Annotated in this window: 16 protein-coding genes; 10 read left to right on the forward strand and 6 right to left on the reverse strand. The window is 40.0% G+C overall.

Features of this window, described 5'->3' with window-relative positions; genetic code table 11:
- Positions 1–14 precede the first annotated feature (14 nt).
- From QM956_RS01070 to QM956_RS01080, 3 genes are all read left to right on the forward strand, one after another.
- Positions 15–725, forward strand: coding sequence for a nicotinamide mononucleotide transporter (locus tag QM956_RS01070; protein ID WP_050491233.1), 711 nt, complete (start codon positions 15–17; stop codon positions 723–725).
- 119 nt (positions 726–844) lie between these two features.
- On the forward strand, positions 845–1,258 hold the full coding sequence (locus tag QM956_RS01075; protein WP_414302098.1) for a hypothetical protein: 414 nt from the start codon (positions 845–847) through the stop codon (positions 1,256–1,258).
- An 18-nt stretch (positions 1,259–1,276) separates the two neighbouring features.
- Positions 1,277–1,690 carry a hypothetical protein gene (locus QM956_RS01080; RefSeq protein WP_265531153.1) on the forward strand — a complete coding sequence of 138 codons (414 nt, stop codon included), beginning with the start codon at positions 1,277–1,279 and terminating at the stop codon, positions 1,688–1,690.
- Positions 1,691–1,728: 38 nt separating this feature from the next.
- On the opposite strand, the gene dtd is transcribed toward QM956_RS01080, so the two are convergent.
- On the reverse strand, positions 1,729–2,172 hold the full coding sequence (dtd, locus tag QM956_RS01085) for a D-aminoacyl-tRNA deacylase (RefSeq protein ID WP_414302099.1): 444 nt from the start codon (positions 2,170–2,172) through the stop codon (positions 1,729–1,731).
- Between the two features lie 29 nt (positions 2,173–2,201).
- The gene (locus tag QM956_RS01090) at positions 2,202–4,424 is read right to left on the reverse strand and encodes a RelA/SpoT family protein (RefSeq protein WP_414302100.1); all 2,223 of its coding nucleotides are present in this window, start codon (positions 4,422–4,424) and stop codon (positions 2,202–2,204) included.
- 328 nt (positions 4,425–4,752) lie between these two features.
- On the opposite strand from QM956_RS01090, the gene QM956_RS01095 reads away from it, so the two are divergent.
- Both QM956_RS01095 and QM956_RS01100 read left to right on the forward strand, forming a co-directional pair.
- The gene (locus QM956_RS01095; protein WP_414302101.1) at positions 4,753–6,174 is read left to right on the forward strand and encodes an N-acetylmuramoyl-L-alanine amidase; all 1,422 of its coding nucleotides are present in this window, start codon (positions 4,753–4,755) and stop codon (positions 6,172–6,174) included.
- Positions 6,175–6,317: 143 nt separating this feature from the next.
- Positions 6,318–6,947 carry an MBL fold metallo-hydrolase gene (locus QM956_RS01100; RefSeq protein ID WP_261078503.1) on the forward strand — a complete coding sequence of 210 codons (630 nt, stop codon included), beginning with the start codon at positions 6,318–6,320 and terminating at the stop codon, positions 6,945–6,947.
- A gap of 127 nt (positions 6,948–7,074) precedes the next feature.
- On the opposite strand, the gene pepO is transcribed toward QM956_RS01100, so the two are convergent.
- Positions 7,075–8,967: an endopeptidase PepO gene (pepO, locus tag QM956_RS01105; RefSeq protein WP_414302102.1), complete on the reverse strand. Its 1,893-nt coding sequence runs from the start codon at positions 8,965–8,967 to the stop codon at positions 7,075–7,077.
- Positions 8,968–9,147: 180 nt separating this feature from the next.
- On the opposite strand from pepO, the gene QM956_RS01110 reads away from it, so the two are divergent.
- The 4 genes from QM956_RS01110 to tpx all read left to right on the forward strand — a co-directional run bounded on the left by QM956_RS01110 (position 9,148) and on the right by tpx (position 12,588).
- Positions 9,148–9,870: a metal ABC transporter ATP-binding protein gene (locus QM956_RS01110; RefSeq protein ID WP_084925687.1), complete on the forward strand. Its 723-nt coding sequence runs from the start codon at positions 9,148–9,150 to the stop codon at positions 9,868–9,870.
- Complete coding sequence (locus tag QM956_RS01115) at positions 9,867–10,715, forward strand: metal ABC transporter permease (RefSeq protein WP_000559776.1); 849 nt, start codon at positions 9,867–9,869, stop codon at positions 10,713–10,715. The genes QM956_RS01110 and QM956_RS01115 overlap by 4 nt, the downstream gene beginning before the upstream one ends.
- Before the next feature lie 31 nt (positions 10,716–10,746).
- Positions 10,747–11,676: a metal ABC transporter substrate-binding lipoprotein/adhesin PsaA gene (gene psaA / locus QM956_RS01120; RefSeq protein ID WP_033682181.1), complete on the forward strand. Its 930-nt coding sequence runs from the start codon at positions 10,747–10,749 to the stop codon at positions 11,674–11,676.
- Between the two features lie 420 nt (positions 11,677–12,096).
- Complete coding sequence (tpx, locus tag QM956_RS01125) at positions 12,097–12,588, forward strand: thiol peroxidase (RefSeq protein WP_414302103.1); 492 nt, start codon at positions 12,097–12,099, stop codon at positions 12,586–12,588.
- A gap of 295 nt (positions 12,589–12,883) precedes the next feature.
- Here tpx and QM956_RS01130 read toward each other — a convergent pair whose 3' ends face one another.
- The 3 genes from QM956_RS01130 to QM956_RS01140 all read right to left on the reverse strand — a co-directional run bounded on the left by QM956_RS01130 (position 12,884) and on the right by QM956_RS01140 (position 16,214).
- On the reverse strand, positions 12,884–13,516 hold the full coding sequence (locus QM956_RS01130; RefSeq protein WP_000571409.1) for an ABC transporter ATP-binding protein: 633 nt from the start codon (positions 13,514–13,516) through the stop codon (positions 12,884–12,886).
- Between the two features lies 1 nt (position 13,517).
- Positions 13,518–15,533, reverse strand: coding sequence for a bacteriocin-associated integral membrane family protein (locus tag QM956_RS01135; RefSeq protein WP_414302104.1), 2,016 nt, complete (start codon positions 15,531–15,533; stop codon positions 13,518–13,520).
- A 510-nt stretch (positions 15,534–16,043) separates the two neighbouring features.
- Complete coding sequence (locus QM956_RS01140) at positions 16,044–16,214, reverse strand: PhrA family quorum-sensing system peptide (protein WP_084925426.1); 171 nt, start codon at positions 16,212–16,214, stop codon at positions 16,044–16,046.
- Between the two features lie 188 nt (positions 16,215–16,402).
- Here QM956_RS01140 and QM956_RS01145 point away from each other — a divergent pair, with 188 nt between their 5' ends.
- Positions 16,403–17,266: a helix-turn-helix domain-containing protein gene (locus QM956_RS01145; protein ID WP_004247195.1), complete on the forward strand. Its 864-nt coding sequence runs from the start codon at positions 16,403–16,405 to the stop codon at positions 17,264–17,266.
- Positions 17,267–17,351 lie beyond the last annotated feature (85 nt).

Raw genomic sequence — 17,351 nt, forward strand, 5'->3', positions numbered from 1 at the left:
AGATAGTTTAACATATGAAGAAATCACTAAAAATTTTTGCTACATCTAAATGGTTTGACCTCTTTGGAGTTGCTCTGGTCGTTGGGATTGCAATTGCATCTGGTTACCTCAACTCACGTCTCGACAAATTTGTAGACTGGGGCCCATGGACAGCTCTTGTTCCCTTTGGATTGATTTCCGTAACCAACGTTGGGATTTCCATGTTGTCCACTCGTTTCACGGGGAAATTAAGCAAATGGGGAAACTACTTTGGTATTGTTAATACCATTTTGTCCGGTGCTATTGATTATATCCTTGGAAATAAGGCGGCTATTATCACCTATCCCGTCACCTTCCTCATTTATACCTTTGCTATTAAGAAATGGGAAGCTTCGCAAGAAGGCAGACCCAACCAAATGAGCCAAAAACAGCTAAAATTGGCGGCCATCATCATTTCAATCATCGCCTTCCTCTTTGCCTTTGTGACCAACTATATCGGCTATGGAGGAAAGATGAATCTCCTTGCCTACGTAACAACCATTGCCTTTGCACTGTCCCTCATTGCCAATGCTTTTAACGCATTGAAACTAACAACTCAGTGGGGCTTTTGGTTGATTTACAATTTCGTTCAGCTGACAAAAGCTGGTATTCAAGGAAATTTTGCCAATATCGGAAAATACATCTTTTATATCCTCAATGCAATCGGAGCTTTATTTGTCTGGAATGATGAAGAGGTGGAACAATAAGAGGGAAATCAAATAAAGAAATCTAACAGAATCTCCTTACTAAAATTTTTTATCATTTTAGTTGTAACTTCCATTCTTTTGGAGTAGAATGAAGATAGATAAAAGAGGGAGGTCTTGTCATGAAAAAACTCTTTAGAATCCATTTTACAGCAATTGCAATCATTGATTTGCTACTTTTCGCATTTTTTAACAAAAGACCCGAGACATCTTTGGAGTGGCTCTTGCTCTCTGGTTTTATTTTCCTCCTTGCTCAGCTACTCCTGCTATTTCGCTTGGTCAATCGACTCAAAAAACATTTCTCTGAGATTTATCCTCAAATCAATAAAAAGATTCGCTTCTACTATTTAGGGATTCTCTCCATTGATTTTCTATTTTTTGTCCTTTTAACCTTCGTTAGTTCTCAGCGTTTTCTCTCTCTTATGCCAATCATCACTGCTTGCCATTCTACTTTATATTATATGACGGCCGACTACCTAAGAGACAACTATCCAGACTTTTACGACAAACATATCTCTTTATGGGAGTGTCTCTAAGGAAAAGGAGGTTTTAGCATGAAAAAAATCATCTTCATCAAAACCACTCAACTCCTTGTCATTGATGGAATCATGCTGGCATTTTTGACATTTAAAGGGGGGCTTACTTGGGACTGGATTTTGATTTATAGCGGTTGGCTCATTTTCTTTCATCCTGTGCTATTGACCTATCTTTCCAACCAACTTTGTGACCACTTTAGTCACCTCTATTCCCAGATTAGACCAAGATTCTGGCAATTTGCCTTACAAATCCTTCTATGGGATAGCCTGATCATTCTCTCCTTGATATGTTTGAGTGGTATGCCACTTTTCCTTCAGGGATCTCTCCTCATCCTAGGACACCTCATCCCTTCCTATCGCACCTGCCAAAGCCTGAAACAAGATTTCCCCAAGGCCTATCAAGAACCGATTTCATTTTGGAGTATTTTGTAATAGATAAGAAAAACCAAGCCGGCTGGGCTTGGTCTTTCTTATCTATTTTTAGTATCTAGGATAATGGTAACTGGCCCGTCATTGACCAGCTCAACCTGCATATCCGCTCCAAAGACACCTGTCTGAACGGGAACTTCTTCCGCTAATTTTTGATTGAATGCATCATAGAAGTCTGATGCCATATCAGGTTTGGCTGCCCCTGTAAAGGCTGGACGATTGCCTTTCTTAGTATCCGCAAAGAGGGTAAACTGAGAAATAGAGAGGATTTCTCCTTCAATATCTTTGACAGACAGGTTCATCTTGCCTTCTACGTCTGAAAAAATACGCATGTTGACCAGTTTTCTCACAGCATAATCCAAATCTTCCTCTTGGTCCCCTGGTCCAACACCAATCAGCAATAAGAGTCCCTGATTGATTTTTCCCTGAACCTGACCTTCGATACTGACTTGGGCTTTTTTAACCCGTTGGATAATGATTTTCATAATAGCCTTTCTAGTAGAAGCTCGGACAATTAGCCATTGGTCCGTTTGACAGAGTAAACTTCTGGCACACTCTTAATCTTGTCCACGACCGTAGTCAGTGTAGAGAGGTTGGCAATACCGAAGGATACATGGATATTAGCAAACTTCATATCCTTGGTTGGTTGAGCGTTGACTGTTGAGATATTCTTGGTTGTGTTTGATAGAACCTGCAGCACATCGTTCAACAGTCCTGTACGATTGAGACCATAGATATCGATATGGGCCATATACTCCTTATTTGAGTTTGAATACTGGTCTTCCCACTCCACATCAAGGAGACGTTGCTCGTAGTTTTCTTGGGCACGCAGGTTCATACAGTCCACACGGTGAATAGCCACACCACGCCCCTTGGTGATATAGCCAACAATATCGTCACCAGGAACAGGATTACAACACTTGGCAATCCGCACTAGGAGACCTGAGGCACCTTCAATGACCACTCCACCCTCATGCTTAACCTTGAGGGTTTCTTTGTTCTCAACCTTAACCTCGCCACCCTTGACAAGTTCTTCTGCCTCAGCCTTGGCCTTGGCACGTTCTTCTTCACGACGTTCCTTTTCAGTCAGACGATTAAAGACAGTAATCGCACCGATTTCTCCAAAACCAATAGCCGCAAAGAGGGATTCTTCTGTCTTGTAGCTAGTCTTTTGCAGAACTTGATCCATATGACGCTTGTCCATGAATTTATTGGCCACATAGCCATTTTCTTGGAACTGTGCCATCAGCATCTCACGACCCTTGTTGATAGACAATTCCTTATCTTGGTTTTTAAAGAACTGACGGATCTTGTTGCGAGCCTTGCTGGTCTTGACCATATTGAGCCAATCACGGCTTGGCCCAAAGGAGTTCGGGTTGGTAACAATTTCAACCTGATCCCCTGTCTTGAGCTTGGTTGTCAGCGGAACCATACGACCATTGACCTTGGCACCTGTCGCTTTTTCACCGACTTTTGTATGGATTTCGTAGGCAAAGTCAATCGGTCCTGAATCTTTGGGAAGGGAACGGACGGCACCATCTGGGGTAAAGACATAAATCTCCTCAGCCAGATAGTTTTCCTTCACAGAGTCCACAAATTCCTTGGCATCATCAGCCTGGTCTTGGAGCTCCATCATCTCCTTGATCCAGTTCATCCCAATAGCTGATTCCTTGCTGTTGACCTGCCCCTTAATGCCTTTCTTATAAGCCCAGTGAGCCGCAACCCCGTACTCAGCCACCTCGTGCATTTCTTTGGTCCGAATCTGGAATTCAATCGGCCCTTTTGGTCCATAAACAGTCGTATGGATAGACTGATAACCATTGGCCTTGCGGTTAGCGATATAGTCTTTGAAACGACCTGGCATTGGTTTCCAAAGTTCATGCACATAACCAAGCATGGCATAAACATCACTTTGGGTATCTAAAATACAACGAATAGCAATCAGGTCATAGATTTCCTCAAAACGTTTTCTCTTATCCTGCATTTTGCGGAAAATCGAGTAAATATGCTTGGGACGACCGTAAATCTTCCCTTTTAAGTGACGATCTGTCGTATATTCCTCTAATTTTGTGACTACCTCATCCACCAAGGCTTCACGCTCTCTTCGCTTTTCCTTCATCATATGAGTAATCTTGTAAAACTCCGTTGGATTGAGATAACGGAAAGATAGGTCTTCCAATTCCCATTTGACGCTAGAAATCCCCAGACGGTGGGCAAGTGGAGCATAGATTTCCATGGTTTCTTTGGAAATACGCTCCTGCTTGTCTTTTCGAAGATGTTTAAGCGTCCGCATATTGTGCAAGCGGTCAGACAGTTTAACCAAGATAACGCGGATGTCCTCAGACATGGCCATGAGCATCTTGCGATGATTTTCTGCCAACTGCTCTTCGTGAGACTTGTATTTGACCTTACCAAGCTTGGTAACCCCATCTACGATTACCCGCACATCAGGACCAAACTCTCTTTCCAAATCGTCCAAGGTCGCATCTGTATCTTCCACCACGTCATGCAAGAAACCACAAGCTACCGTTACAGCATCCAGCTTGAGCTTAGCTAAAATACCTGCCACTTGGATAGGGTGAATGATATAAGGCTCACCTGATTTACGATATTGACCACTATGGCATTCAACGGCGTAAATCAAGGCTTTATGTACAAAAGCAACATCCTCTTCCGTTAAATATTCTTTGGTTAAAGCGACAACTTCTTCGCCTGTTAAATTCACTTCTTTCGGCATCTCTACTCTCCAATTCTTCCTACCATTTTATCACTTTTTTAAGAATATGAAAACTAGAAAAAGAGGATTCTAAAGCTTATTCAAGTTGTTGGGAAGGAGGATAAAATAATATTCACACTAAAACAACAAATTTATCTAGTTCTTCATCTAACTTTGTTTTGATATTGGTTGCGTTAAAAGTTAGTAAAATGAAAATACTTTCTTCTTTTTCAATAAGAAAAGATTTAATATTTTGGTAATTTTCTAACTTTTTTAGTGTATAATGGTAATATGAGCAGTTTTTTTACGATCATTACTGAATTTTTATCTCTCTAGAAAGGCAAATCATATGAAATCACACAAAAGACTGACACTTTTAGCTTTGGCTTTTCTTGGACTAACAAACCAAGTCGTTTTGGCTGATGATACGAGTCATTCCACTACTGCCCCTATGACTAGTTCAACTAGTAGCTCAATAAATACTTCTACTAACAGTTCTCAAACTAGTACTGAAACTTCGTCAAGTATAGCTAGCTCAAGTGAGCAAGAAAGCAAACCTTCTCTTTCCACAGAAACCAAACCCAATCAACCTATACAAACTGGCTGGGTAAAAGAGGGGAACAAGTGGACTTTTTATAGTCAAACTGGGGTCAAATTTACAGATACTCTCTATGATGGTTATTTCTTTGATAGTCATGGCTACTTGCTTGAAAACAGCTGGTACCAAATGGGAAATAATTGGTACTATATCAATGGTTCTGGCAAATATTTATCCAACCAATGGAGCCAAATCAATGGCAAGTGGTATGCTTTTGATGGCTACGGTAGAATGTTAGCCAATGTCTGGAAAGGCGATTACTACCTCAAATCCAGTGGTGCTATGGCAGATAAGGAATGGGTCTACGACCAAAGCTACTCTAGTTGGTTTTACCTAAAATCTGGCGGACGCTATGCCCAAAAACAATGGATTGGTTCCTACTACCTCAAATCTGGTGGCTACATGGCCCACAAAGAATGGATCTACGACCCAGACTATCAAGCTTGGTACTATCTTAAGGACGATGGTGTGTATGTCACAGGAACCTATGCAGTGGATGGCAAAAACCAGCTCTTCCAAGGAAATGGAAAATGGGTTCGTGAATTAGCACAAGGTTTTCAAAAAGGACAATACTCTAAAACCATCTTTCTCGATCCAGGACACGGTGGTAAGGACCGTGGGGCTTATTACTATGGCATAGCTGAGAAAGAATTGAACCTACAAGTTTATCGTAAGCTACGTAAGAGATTAGAAGGGCTCGGCTACACCGTTCTCACCTCTCGGGACAGTGATATAGACGTTGATTTCATTACCGAGCGTTCTCGTATGGTCAACAAGACCAATGCTGACTTTTTCATCAGCCTTCATTTCAATGCAAAAGGAAATGATACAACCGTTAATCTTGGTATCCAGACCTATTCTTACAAGGATGAACCTGGTTTCCCTAGCAAGATTAACAAGGATTGGCACAACAATCCTGAACGGATGAGTGAAAGTAACCGTCTCGCAGCTGATATTCATTCTTCACTGCTAGCTGAAACTGGAGCCAGAGATGCCGGACTTTTGCAAGCTACCTTTGCTGTTCTACGTGAAACAGCTAAACCAGCTGTTTTGCTAGAGATGGGATATATGGATAATCCAGAAGAAAACAAAAAAATCCGTAGTAGTGAATACCAAGATAAACTGGTTGAAGGGATTGTCAAGGGAATCCAAAAATACTACGCTGGCAATTAAAGCAGTTTAAGCCTCGAACTCACTCGGGGCTTATTTTTCTTATACAAATTGTGTTCTTCTTTCTAGATCTATCTCCTTTTTCAGCTTATTCTCTCCAACTGTGCTATACTTAATTTAGTACATTCTTTGAGATTGGAGCTAATATGAAAATCCATAAAACTGTAAATCCTGTTGCCTATGAAAATACCTATTATCTAGAGGGCGAAAAGCACCTCATCGTTGTCGATCCTGGCAGCAATTGGGAAGCCATTCGTCAGACCATCGAGAACATCAACAAACCAATCTGCGCTATTCTATTGACCCACGCCCATTATGACCATATCATGAGCCTGGACTTGGTTCGTGAGACTTTTAGCAACCCTCCTGTCTATATCGCAGAAAGTGAAGCCAGCTGGCTCTACACTCCTGTAGATAATCTCTCTGGTCTCCCTCGTCACGATGATATGGCAGATGTGGTCGCAAAACCTGCAGAACACACCTTTGTCTTTCATGAGGAATATCAATTGGAGGAATTTCGTTTCACAGTCTTACCTACCCCAGGTCACTCTATCGGCGGTGTTTCTATCGTCTTTCCTGATGCTCATCTAGTCTTGACAGGTGATGCTCTTTTCCGAGAAACCATCGGGCGGACAGACCTTCCAACTGGTAGTATGGAGCAACTCCTTCACAGTATCCAGACTCAACTTTTCACCCTACCAAACTACGATGTCTATCCAGGACATGGTCCAGCTACTACTATTGCTCATGAAAAGACCTTCAATCCCTTTTTCTAGTAAGATAATGATAATGACTATCGCAATTTAAATAAACTATTCAGCAAGTCTTTCCACTATAAAAGGCATCCTATCAAGATTTTCACACCTGACAGGATGCCTTTTTCTTATGACTAGATTTTTTTCATTACCAAATAATCACGCGCTCCTCTGGCGAACGCCACATACCGTCTCCTTCTTTGACATCATAGGTTGTAAAGAAATCATCGAAGTTTGGTACTTGTACATTGACACGGAGTTTGGCTGGTGCGTGCACATCAACGCTGGCCAAGAGTTTCATAAATTCTGGACGACCTTTCATGCGCCAGATGCGACCGAAGTTGTAGAAGAATTCTTCTGCTGAGAAGTCTGGTTCTCTCTTAGCTGCTTCAAGCGCTGCAGCGATTCCTCCCAAGTCAGCCACGTTTTCTGATACAGTCAATTTACCGTTGATAGTTGCTCCATAAGAATCTTGTCCATCAAACTGGTCAATAACTTTTTGTGTTTTCTCCTTGAAGGCAGCATAGTCGCTCTCTGTCCACCAATCCTTGAGGCTACCATTTTCATCAAAGGAAGCTCCATTGGTATCAAAGGCGTGGGAAATTTCATGGGCAATAACTGCCCCAATACCACCGTAGTTAGCAGAAGATGACTGATGCAAGTCATAGAAAGGAGCCTGTAAAATAGCCGCTGGGAAGACAATCAGGTTCTTCTGCGGATTGTAGTAGGCATTGACCATATGAGCAGGCATGCCCCATTCCTTGTAGTCTACAGGTTGGTTCCACTTGCTCCAACTGTGCTTGATTTCCACACGCGCAAAGGCTAGAGCATTGTCAAAAAGACTAGCATTTTCATCCACTACCTTGTCCTTATAGCGTTCTGGCAATTCTTCTGGGTAACCGATGTAAGGCTTGATAACATTGAGTTTGACGATAGCCTTGTCACGAGTTTCAGGAGTCAGCCAGTCATTTTTAGCCAAGCGTTCCTTATAGACATCAATCATAGTTGCCACTTTTTTCTCCACATCCGCCTTGGCCTCTGGAGAGAATTTTTCATGGGCATACCAGAGACCCAAGGCTTGTTTGAAAGGACCTTGTGCTAGCTGGTAGGCTGCCTTGACCTTGTCTTTAGCTTCTGGAACTCCTGAAAGCGCACGGCTATAGGCACCTGACAAGACACGGATTTCTTCTGTTAAATAGCTGGTTGAAAGATTGACAACACTCAAAATCAAGGTTGCCTTGAGAAGAGGCCAAGCTTCTTCACTATAGAATTGCTCTGCTGCTTGCCAGAAACGTTCCTCGTCTACGATAACCTTGTCTGGCACTTGTCCAAGAACTGCTTGGAAGAAGTCATCCAAAGGTAGGGCAGGCGCGAATTTTTTGAAATCTTCATAAGAATATGGATGGTAGAGTTTAGCATACTCTGAACTTTCTTCATTAGAGAGCACTACTGCCGCCACGCGACGGTCCAATTCTAGTCTTTTTTCTAGCAAATCTTCAATTTCTTCATCAGAGAAATCATAAGCCTTGAGGAGATTTGCGCTAGTTTCTTTCCAAAGGGTCAAGAGTTCTTCGCGTTGAGGATGGTCTTCAGCATAGTAGGTCGTATCTGGCAAGATTGTGCTTGGAGCGCTAGCCCACAAAACATTGATTCTGGCATCCATAAAGTCTGGCGATACACCAAAAGGAAGAAAATTAGGTTTGCCAGCAAGTTCAAACTCTGCTAGTTTGGCAGTGAAATCCGTAAAAGTCTCCAATTCTTGGAATTCTTTAAGAAGTGGTAAGACAGGTTTGATACCGTCAGCTTCTCTCTTGTCAAAATCACGAACTAGGTGGTGGTATTTGACAAAGTTTGCCAAGATAGCATCCTCAGGCACCTCTTCACCTGCCAACCACTTGTCTGTTGTCGCCAGCATCAGGTCTTCAATTTCCTGGTCTAAATCAACAAAACCTCCAGTTTGAGACTTATCTGCTGGGATTTCTGCTGTTTTCTGCCATTCTCCATTGATTGCATCATAAAAATCATCTTGATAACGTGTCATCTTGTTCTCGCTTTCATTTTTTTAAGTTATTGCTAGCTTAACAAAAATTGCTTGGGAATGCAATTAAAAATGAACTTTCTCTTGCCATCATTTTTCAGTTATTATTTTAATTTTTTTAAAAATTAACTTGACTTAATTTTTTTTTTAATGTATATTAAGAGACAGGAGGAATATAAATTTATGATACGTATCGAAAACCTCAGTGTCTCCTACAAAGAAACGTTGGCACTTAAGGATATTTCACTAGTGCTCCATGGACCAACAATTACCGGTATCATTGGTCCAAACGGTGCTGGGAAATCAACACTATTAAAAGGGATGCTGGGAATTATCCCACATCAAGGTCAGGCATTTCTCGATGACAAGGAAGTTAAAAAATCCTTACACCGAATCGCCTATGTCGAACAAAAAATCAATATCGACTACAACTTTCCCATCAAGGTCAAGGAATGTGTCTCTCTAGGACTCTTTCCCTCTATCCCTCTCTTTCGAAGTTTAAATGCTAAACATTGGAAGAAAGTGCAAGAAGCCCTTGAAATCGTCGGGCTAGCTGACTACGCAGAACGGCAAATCAGTCAACTGTCTGGAGGTCAATTCCAGCGGGTCTTGATTGCCAGATGTTTGGTTCAGGAAGCCGACTATATCCTCTTGGATGAACCCTTTGTTGGGATTGACTCTGTTAGTGAGGAAATCATCATGAATACGCTGAGAGATCTGAAAAAAGCTGGGAAGACGGTTCTCATCGTCCACCACGACCTCAGCAAGGTTGCCCACTACTTCGATCAAGTCTTGCTTGTCAATCGAGAAGTGATTGCCTTTGGTCCAACCAAAGAAACCTTTACCGAAGCCAATCTCAAAGAAGCTTACGGTAATCGACTCTTTTTCAATGGAGGTGACCTATGATTGCAGAATTTATCGATGGATTGCAAAAATTCCATTTCTTACAAAATGCCTTGATAACAGCCATTGTCATCGGGGTCGTAGCTGGAGCTGTAGGATGTTTCATCATTCTACGCGGGATGTCACTCATGGGAGATGCCATTTCACATGCTGTCTTACCAGGTGTAGCCCTCTCCTTCATCTTGGGCCTTGACTTCTTTATCGGAGCCATTGTCTTTGGGCTACTAGCTGCTATCATCATTACCTACATCAAGGGGAACTCGATTATCAAAAGCGATACCGCCATCGGCATTACCTTTTCTTCTTTCTTAGCCCTCGGTATCATCTTGATTAGTGTCGCTAAAAGTTCAACTGACCTTTTCCATATCCTTTTTGGTAATATCCTGGCCGTCCAAGATACGGATATGTTTATTACTATGGGTGTAGGAGCAGCCATTCTCTTGTTAATCTGGATTTTCTTCAAGCAACTCTTGATAACATCCTTTGATGAACTCTTGGCTAAAGCCATGGGAATGCCTGTCAATTTCTATCACTACCTTCTCATGGTACTCCTGACTCTCGTGTCTGTGACAGCCATGCAAAGTGTCGGAACTATCCTGATTGTAGCCATGCTGATTACCCCAGCAGCAACTGCTTATCTGTATGCTAATAGCCTGAAAAGTATGATTTTCCTTTCCTCAACATTTGGAGCGACAGCTTCAGTTTTGGGGCTCTTTATCGGCTATAGCTTTAACGTTGCAGCAGGTTCTAGTATCGTGCTTACAGCCGCTAGTTTCTTTCTCATTAGCTTCTTTATCGCTCCAAAACAACGATATTTGAAACTGAAAAATAAACATTTGTTAAAATAAGGGGCAAAACCCCAATAAATTGGAGGATCTAATGAAAAAATTAGGTACATTACTCGTTCTCTTTCTTTCCGCCATTGTTCTTGTAGCATGTGCTAGCGGAAAAAAAGATGCAGCTTCTGGTCAAAAACTAAAAGTTGTTGCCACAAACTCAATCATCGCTGATATTACTAAAAATATTGCTGGTGACAAGATTGATCTTCACAGTATCGTTCCTGTTGGTCAAGACCCACACGAATACGAACCACTTCCTGAAGACGTTAAGAAAACTTCTCAAGCTGATTTGATTTTCTATAACGGTATCAACCTTGAAACAGGTGGCAATGCTTGGTTTACAAAATTGGTAGAAAATGCCAAGAAAACTGAAAACAAAGACTACTTTGCAGTCAGCGAAGGCGTTGATGTTATCTACCTTGAAGGCCAAAACGAAAAAGGCAAAGAAGACCCACACGCTTGGCTTAACCTTGAAAACGGTATGATTTTTGCTAAAAATATCGCAAAACAATTGAGCGCCAAAGACCCTAGCAATAAGGAATTCTACGAAAAAAATCTCAAAGAATATACTGATAAGCTAGACAAACTTGACAAGGAAGCTAAGGAGAAATTTAACAACATCCCTGCTGAGAAAAAACTCATCGTAACCAGCGAAGGATGCTTCAAATACTTCTCTAAAGCCTACGGTGTCCCAAGTGCCTATATTTGGGAAATCAATACTGAAGAAGAAGGAACTCCTGACCAAATCAAGACCTTGGTTGAAAAACTTCGCCAAACAAAAACTCCTTCCCTCTTTGTAGAATCAAGTGTGGATGACCGTCCAATGAAGACTGTTTCACAAGACACAAACATCCCAATCTACGCACAAATCTTTACTGACTCTATCGCAGAACAAGGTAAAGAAGGCGACAGCTACTACAACATGATGAAATACAACCTTGACAAGATTGCTGAAGGATTGGCAAAATAAGCTAGCTATTGGTTTATCTATGCCTAGGTTCTTGACTCTCTTTACATTACTTCTAGTACTAGCTTTGTTAGTTCTATCTCCAACTACAAAACATCATTTATAAGAATAGATATTTCTTAAATCAGTACGAACGAAGTGAGCTATACCAGATATTTCTCACTGTAGTGGTATCCTAGATAAGAACTTTGATCTTATCTAGGACGGAATTTTTGAGACCTAAGGCTCAAAAATTAGGGATGAAATTCCGAAGGAAGTTGCTCCCGTCCGCACTACCTTCGAGAAATATCAAATAGATAAAAAATCTGAAAAACGTCATTCTCACGTGAGCTGACGTTTTTTTTCTGCCCATATTTCCGGTCAAATCATTGGAAAATTCTGACTGTTTCAGCTAAAATGGAAGAAAAAAGATTGGAGTATCTTATGGTAACTTTTCTCGGAAATCCTGTGAGCTTTACAGGTAAACAACTACAAGTCGGTGACAAGGCACTTGATTTTTCACTCACTACAACAGACCTTTCTAAAAAATCTTTATCTGATTTTGATGGCAAGAAAAAAGTTTTGAGTGTCGTGCCTTCTATTGATACAGGCATCTGCTCAACTCAAACGCGTCGTTTTAACCAAGAACTGACTGGACTGGACAACACGGTCGTCTTGACTGTTTCCATGGACCTACCCTTTGCCCAAAAACGTTGGTGCGGTGCTGAAGGTATTGAAAATGCCATCATGCTCTCAGACTATTTTGACCATTCCTTTGGACGTGACTATGCCCTCTTAATCAATGAATGGCACCTATTGGCACGCGCAGTCTTTGTCCTTGATACCGACAATACTATTCGCTACGTTGAATACGTGGACAATATCAACTCTGAACCAAACTTCGAAGCCGCAATTGCAGCAACTAAAGCCCTATAGAAAAAAATCCTCTGTCACAAAGAGTTTTCTGCTCTTTGAAACGGAGGATTTTTCTTATTCTTTAATTATTGTTTATTTTGAAATGAATCCTTCAAAATCTTTTAGTTGAAAATTATATTTTTCAGTGAGTAACACATTATCCACTGCAACATCTTCTCCCAATGGGTAAATATTTCTTTTGAAACGGTTGTAGGAGGAAAATCTCTCCTACACTATTATTGATTCTGAGAGAAAATTGCAAAATATCATCTACCAAACTTTCAATTATTAAGATTTTTTGCAGTTTAAAGGATTTTTATTTCAGACGATCCATCGTGAACACTTCATCAGCCATCTCCCAAATTGCCGGATTATGTGTTGCGATAATGATTAGCCTATTATCATCTCGAAGAGATAGCAAAATCTCCATAATCAACTGAGAGGTTGCTGGGTCTATTGAAGCTGTTGGCTCATCCGCCAGAATAAGGGGTGGATTCTTTAAGATAACTTTTGCCAAGGCAACCCGTTGCGATTCTCCGCCCGATAACTCAAAGATGCGCTTATCTAGGTCAAGATAAGCCAGGCCGACCTGTTCTAAAGCCTGCTTCTGCCTCAACCGCTGTTCCGACCGACTCAACTTTTGACCAATGAGACCTAGCTTAAGGTTTTCTTCAATACTTTGGTTTTCAATTAAGCCAAAGTTCTGGAAGAGGTAGCCCAATTCGTGACGGAAAAAATCACTCGATTTATAATTGGCCAAGTCTTTACCTCGGTAAAAAATCGTGCCATCATAAGATTCTAATTTCCCAATCATGTTCATCAAGGTTGTTTTTCCGCTACCACTTGAACCAATTAATGCATAGACTTTTCCAGCCTCAAATGTTATTGAAAGATTCGAAAATAACTCTCGTTCTCCAAAAGATTTACTCACCTGTTTAAGTTCAATCATATTAACCTCCCTTCAAAACAAGCATGGACATCTTGTTTTCTTTCTGCATTTGTACATGTAACTGTAAAAGAGATAGACCAGTAAAGAGTAACGAGACTAAGAAAGCAACTACTATCTCTACCATAAGAAATATACTCGCAACAAATCCCAGTAAAAACACACCCAGTTGAGCAAAGAGATAAGTGCGATGGATTTCTAAGAACCTGAGACCTGCAATGCGTTTGATAAAAATGGCACGTCTAAATTCTTCAAAGTAGAGCCTATTCATAGTGTTAAACAACAAGATTGAAGTTGCAATCCCAAGCACAGCTCCTGCTAGCATTACCCAACGTTCCCTCTGGATATTATCCAATAATGTGATGTAGTTGTGGTAACCTGTTTGCATTTCTGAGACCCAATTTTCAATGCCTTGTCTCTGGATAAGCTCCTGGGCATCAGACAATTGATTAAAGAGAACGTAGTTCTGTACTGCGTCTACCCAAAACAAAACGGACTGTGGACCAGTTGATTGGGGTGTTATAACAATGATGATTGGATCTTTCAAAAACTGCTGGTAAGAAATAGGGGTCGTATTATACACAAAACGATCCTGACCTGATTCTAAATAACCTACTGTAGCAGTCATTTGCTGTCGTTCATCTCGACTAGACATGCGACTGGTTAAGTCGTCTTCAAAAACAGATTTATAATGTTCTTCCTCTGAACGGAGGTGTTCAGGCAGCAATAAGACAAACTCCCCTACATCAAGGTGATTCATCTTTTGCTCAATAGTTGTATCTACAGGAATGTTTTGACGCTTCAAGTATTGCGGTGTGACGATAAGGACATTGCCATTCGGGCTGTAATCGTGCCATTCTGTAGAGGTTATAAAGTTTTTGGAGGAAGCCATGCCATTTTGCAAAGTACGGTCAATTAACTGGTGTCTAGATAAGAAAGCCTTTTGTTCTGAAACAGCCAGATCCATCAATTGATACCAAGTTCTGAGTTTCCTTTGAGCTTGTTCATCAAAACCAGGACTCGTTCCTTCACGGCTGATTGATAGGATAATCAGTTGCCTTTCCTGGCTCCAAGCCTCTTGTCCAATCCGATGCTGTTGCCAGGCTTGGGAATACTTTAAGCTACTCCCTATTCCCAGCGTTACAATAATAATCGCTAATAGTTGACCGATTAAAATCAAACTAATGATTCCTCTGACAGGCACTTGCCCTTTTATAATCTGCATCAGGTGTATCTTTTTTATCCCAACTGCGAAGAGTTGAGCGAAAAACAGGGAGATCGACAACAAGATGAGATTATAACAGAGCAAGCCTTCTCCTATGGTCATTAGGGATTGCGTTGGAAGCGACAGAATTTTTTGCATAAGAATGGCGAGCACGCCAGCTAAACTGAAACCAACAGCTATCCCTTTCAAATCCTCACCAACTGGTCTAAGGAAAATGGACCACCGTTTCTCTCCTGAAATGAGGCGAATGCCCGACGACCGTAATTGGCTAATTTGACTAATTAAAGTCAGTGCTCCAAAGGTTAAGATGAAAATCAATAGACTGATTAACTGAAATCCGTTACTAAAGATAGCCATTAACGTAGATAGTTTAGATGGAATTGTCAGGTGCATGTTAGTCAAGCCAAGTTGACTTAGCTCCTCCCTTAGCAAGTGAATATCTAGGTTTCCATCGAATACAAAATAGTTTGTTTCAACACTACTACTTTGAGCATCTTCTAGATTTTTTTCCTGTAGCCCATCAGGCAACTTTTCGTTCCCAAAGGTCGTATAAGAAAACACTGGAGTACCTTCTGAGTTAGGATCTTGGTGTTGAATCGCAATAAAGCTATCCGTTTCTTCTGCTAGTTTTTCCAAGCGTGTAGCAACATGCTGAAAAGTTGTTTCAGGGGAAGAATCACGTACAACAACGTTGGGGTAATAATAGGAGACATATGTATCAGTCCAAATGGTAAATACCCAAACAAAGAACAAACTAGCAAGCAGGTTGGATATGAGTATAAATAATTTTTTCATAGTGCATTCCTTATTCTAAAATAGAGGACAGAAATACCCATGCCCTCTATAAACTAACAAGCTTAATAAACTATTGATAAAAGAATCTTCTTCAATTATTCTTTACCATCCCGCATCAAATGTAACTTGCTCCCCAATTATTTGGATCATGATAGCCTCCATAGGTCCACTCGCCACCACGGTGAGAAGCTACCAAAACAGGAAGAGCCAAACTAAATGCCAAAACGGCAAGGGATGATGCAACTACATATTTTAATTAGAAATCTCAGTCTGAATTATAGTATCCTATTTTTTCCTCCTTTCTAACTGCACGTTCCTTTCTACAGGCAGAGACCTAATTTTATAAACTAATCTTAAATACTTTAGATTTTGTAACTCATAATTTTCAACAGTTGGTTAGCTATGAAAGCATTTTATCAAACATCTCCATTCTTATATCTATCTGGTATTGTTACAAGCTCTCATAAGAATACCTTTCTCTAAATAGTTGAATTTTAAAGTAATACGACATCAATCAGCCTTCCCAACATCAAGACCATTGGACTTCTTTTGTGATTGCACTCGAATCTCCAATTGTTTATTCTTCTGAATAAACTGTTGGTAAGGAATTGTATTACTAAACGTAAAAACCCCTAGTAATGCTAATATAGCTAATTTTTGAATTCCACAATTTTTCTTCATTCGTGAAACCCTTTTCTTTTTCGTTATTCTTATTTTAACAGATATATTTTATGTAGCCAAGCATTTTTATGTAATTTTTGACTTTTTTTTATTTATTACCATAAAGAATTATTTGTTTCTTTAACTTACTATTTTGAACTAAAAATTTTATAATGAAATTAAGTAAATAGGAAGGTTTATTATCTTTAATGAATACACTCGCAGAGAAATTCAGATTGAAAAGAAAAGAGTTGAGACTCTCCCAACAAACTCTTGCAGAAGGAATTTGTGAACAAAGCCAGATTAGTAAAATTGAGAGAGGGCATTTCATTCCCTCCGCAGACCTTTTGTTCAAACTCTCACAGCGACTTGAAGTACCATTAGATTATTTTTTTAATGAACAAATTGAAATTAAATCTAATCTCTCTAATTTCAAGCAATTATCTGCTCGACTATTAGATGACAGAAATTATGACAATTTGGAATATATTTATAGAATAGAGATTGAACGAAGTACTTTTCTAACACTAGAAGACCGAACTTACCTTGAATGGATTAAAGCTATTATTGACTTCTATCAATATGACAGTAAGTGTGAGGCAATTTCTTCATTGGAAAATATATTATTAAAAGTCTCTTCAAATACTCTGATTTATTTAAAGGCATTGAATACTCTATCTAATTTCTATTCCTTAGTGGGTCGTGAACAAGAATATGAGGCAAACTACTCTCATTTAATGGAGTTATATCAGACAAAAAATTTTGAGCATCAAGAGTTTTTATTTGGCTACATCAGAGTTCGTTACAACTACGCTCACTACCTAGTGTCAAAGGAAAAATATAACGAAGCCATCCAAGAAGCTCTTGAGACGATTGAACTCTGTAAACAAAGACAGACAAGCTACCAACTGGCTCCTCTACTTATTCTTGTAGGAAATGCTGGAGCCAAATTTCTAGACAAAGAACAAGTCAAAAATTATTATATAGAAGCAAGAGAGTTATGTAAGATTTATAACAATCCTTTAATGTTGATGAAGATAGAAAATTATTTGAAGGAATTAGATACTGTTTAGTTAATCTTGACATTATAGTTTTTCTGAAACGTTAAATAACCTGTAAGGCTGATAGTGAAATTAATACTATCAGCCTTATAATTAT

The sequence above is a fragment of the Streptococcus mitis genome (assembly GCF_047460035.1).
GTDB lineage: Bacteria > Bacillota > Bacilli > Lactobacillales > Streptococcaceae > Streptococcus > Streptococcus mitis_DW.

Coding starts and splice junctions, on each gene's coding strand:
- QM956_RS01070 (WP_050491233.1), top strand. CDS start 15: ATGAAGAAATCACTAAAAATTTTTGCTACATCTAAATGGTTTGACCTC.
- QM956_RS01075 (WP_414302098.1), top strand. CDS start 845: ATGAAAAAACTCTTTAGAATCCATTTTACAGCAATTGCAATCATTGAT.
- QM956_RS01080 (WP_265531153.1), top strand. CDS start 1,277: ATGAAAAAAATCATCTTCATCAAAACCACTCAACTCCTTGTCATTGAT.
- dtd (WP_414302099.1), bottom strand. CDS start 2,172: ATGAAAATCATTATCCAACGGGTTAAAAAAGCCCAAGTCAGTATCGAA.
- QM956_RS01090 (WP_414302100.1), bottom strand. CDS start 4,424: ATGCCGAAAGAAGTGAATTTAACAGGCGAAGAAGTTGTCGCTTTAACC.
- QM956_RS01095 (WP_414302101.1), top strand. CDS start 4,753: ATGAAATCACACAAAAGACTGACACTTTTAGCTTTGGCTTTTCTTGGA.
- QM956_RS01100 (WP_261078503.1), top strand. CDS start 6,318: ATGAAAATCCATAAAACTGTAAATCCTGTTGCCTATGAAAATACCTAT.
- pepO (WP_414302102.1), bottom strand. CDS start 8,967: ATGACACGTTATCAAGATGATTTTTATGATGCAATCAATGGAGAATGG.
- QM956_RS01110 (WP_084925687.1), top strand. CDS start 9,148: ATGATACGTATCGAAAACCTCAGTGTCTCCTACAAAGAAACGTTGGCA.
- QM956_RS01115 (WP_000559776.1), top strand. CDS start 9,867: ATGATTGCAGAATTTATCGATGGATTGCAAAAATTCCATTTCTTACAA.
- psaA (WP_033682181.1), top strand. CDS start 10,747: ATGAAAAAATTAGGTACATTACTCGTTCTCTTTCTTTCCGCCATTGTT.
- tpx (WP_414302103.1), top strand. CDS start 12,097: ATGGTAACTTTTCTCGGAAATCCTGTGAGCTTTACAGGTAAACAACTA.
- QM956_RS01130 (WP_000571409.1), bottom strand. CDS start 13,516: ATGATTGAACTTAAACAGGTGAGTAAATCTTTTGGAGAACGAGAGTTA.
- QM956_RS01135 (WP_414302104.1), bottom strand. CDS start 15,533: ATGAAAAAATTATTTATACTCATATCCAACCTGCTTGCTAGTTTGTTC.
- QM956_RS01140 (WP_084925426.1), bottom strand. CDS start 16,214: ATGAAGAAAAATTGTGGAATTCAAAAATTAGCTATATTAGCATTACTA.
- QM956_RS01145 (WP_004247195.1), top strand. CDS start 16,403: ATGAATACACTCGCAGAGAAATTCAGATTGAAAAGAAAAGAGTTGAGA.